The 1383-nt window shown below is 61.9% G+C and carries 2 protein-coding genes; both read left to right on the top strand.

Going from position 1 to position 1383, the window contains the following annotated elements; translation table 11 throughout:
• Positions 1-297, top strand: a 297-nt coding sequence (locus ENZ75_RS31840; protein ID WP_281061326.1) for a zinc finger domain-containing protein, incomplete at its 5' end; no start/stop codon positions are given.
• Between the two features lie 131 nt (positions 298-428).
• On the top strand, positions 429-1202 hold the full coding sequence (locus ENZ75_RS31835; protein WP_013533693.1) for an enoyl-CoA hydratase: 774 nt from the start codon (positions 429-431) through the stop codon (positions 1200-1202).
• Positions 1203-1383 lie beyond the last annotated feature (181 nt).

Below are 1383 nucleotides of genomic sequence, written 5' to 3'. Positions count from 1 at the left end.
GGCCTGTCGCCGCTGCGCGAGGCGGGCACGATCGCCAGGCCCGGAAAGAAAGCCCAGGCCCAAAGCGAACACCTCGCGCAAGCCATTCGTTCGGTGATATCGGATGCGATCGCAGCCGGCGGTTCCTCACTGCGGGACTATATGCAGACCGATGGGTCGCTGGGCTATTTCCAACACGCCTTCGCCGTCTACGACCGCGAAGGCGAGGCCTGCTCCAAGCCCAGTTGCGGCGGCCACATCGAGCGTGTCGTGCAGAGCGGCCGATCGACCTTTTATTGCCGGACATGTCAGCGATGAGTCAGAGCAATTCCAGCAAAAGCGGGGGCGGTTTTCCGTCCGAAATTGGTCAAGACAAGGAGATGGAGCGGTTCTGCGTTTCCGTGAAACGATGAACCGCTCTAGACGAGCGTAAGCAAGGAGAAGCAGCCATGAGCTATGAGACGATCATCACCGAGACGCACGGCAAGGTCGGGCTGATCACGCTGAACAGGCCGCAGGCGCTCAACGCGCTGAACTCCCAGATCCTGACCGAGGTGGTGGCAGCCGTGAACGGGTTCAGCGCCGATCCCGGTATCGGCGCCATGGTCATCACCGGTTCCGAAAAAGCTTTCGCGGCGGGCGCCGATATCAAGGAGATGCAGTCCATCTCCTATGCGGACGCCTACGCCCAAGACTTCTTCGTCGGCTGGGAGGAACTGACGCGGGCGCGAAAGCCTATTATCGCGGCGGTGGCGGGCTATGCACTCGGCGGCGGTTGCGAGCTGGCGATGATGTGCGATTTCATCATCGCCGCCGACACGGCCAAGTTCGGCCAGCCCGAGATCACGCTCGGCGTCATTCCAGGCATGGGCGGGTCACAAAGGCTGACCCGCTTTGTCGGCAAGTCGAAGGCGATGGACATGTGCCTGACCGGGCGGATGATGGATGCCGCCGAGGCCGAGCGTTCTGGCCTGGTGTCGCGGGTCGTGCCTGCCGGTGAACTTGTCGAGGAGGCGCTGAAGGCCGCGGCCAAGATCGCCGCTTTCTCGCTGCCATCGGTGATGATGGCAAAGGAAGCTGTCAACCGCGCCTTCGAGACGACGCTTGCCGAGGGATTGCGGTTCGAGCGCCGGCTGTTTCACTCGCTGTTTGCACTGGACGATCAGAAGGAAGGCATGGCGGCCTTTGCCGAGAAGCGGAAGCCGAATTTCACCAACCGCTGACGCCAATCCCTTGGCTTCGAAGAAGATGGTTGTTGGCCGCCAAAAAGAAGGCCAGGCAGCGTTGACGCGCCGGAAAAGCTGAACTATAAGCCGCACCAACCGAGGCGGCCCTGTGGCAGCCCGTTTGTTTTTTGCGCCCTGCGGCATCCCGCATGCGCCGACCAGATCAGAAGAGAGGCAT

Origin of the sequence: Mesorhizobium sp. M7A.F.Ca.CA.002.04.1.1, assembly GCF_004022805.1 — a bacterium.
GTDB lineage: Bacteria > Pseudomonadota > Alphaproteobacteria > Rhizobiales > Rhizobiaceae > Mesorhizobium > Mesorhizobium ciceri.
Note: the sequence above shows the minus strand (reverse complement) of the source record. Positions and strands in the feature narration are given on the sequence as shown.

Bases quoted from the DNA above. Each gene is read 5' to 3' on its own strand.
- ENZ75_RS31835 (WP_013533693.1), top strand. From the start codon at position 429: ATGAGCTATGAGACGATCATCACCGAGACGCACGGCAAGGTCGGGCTG.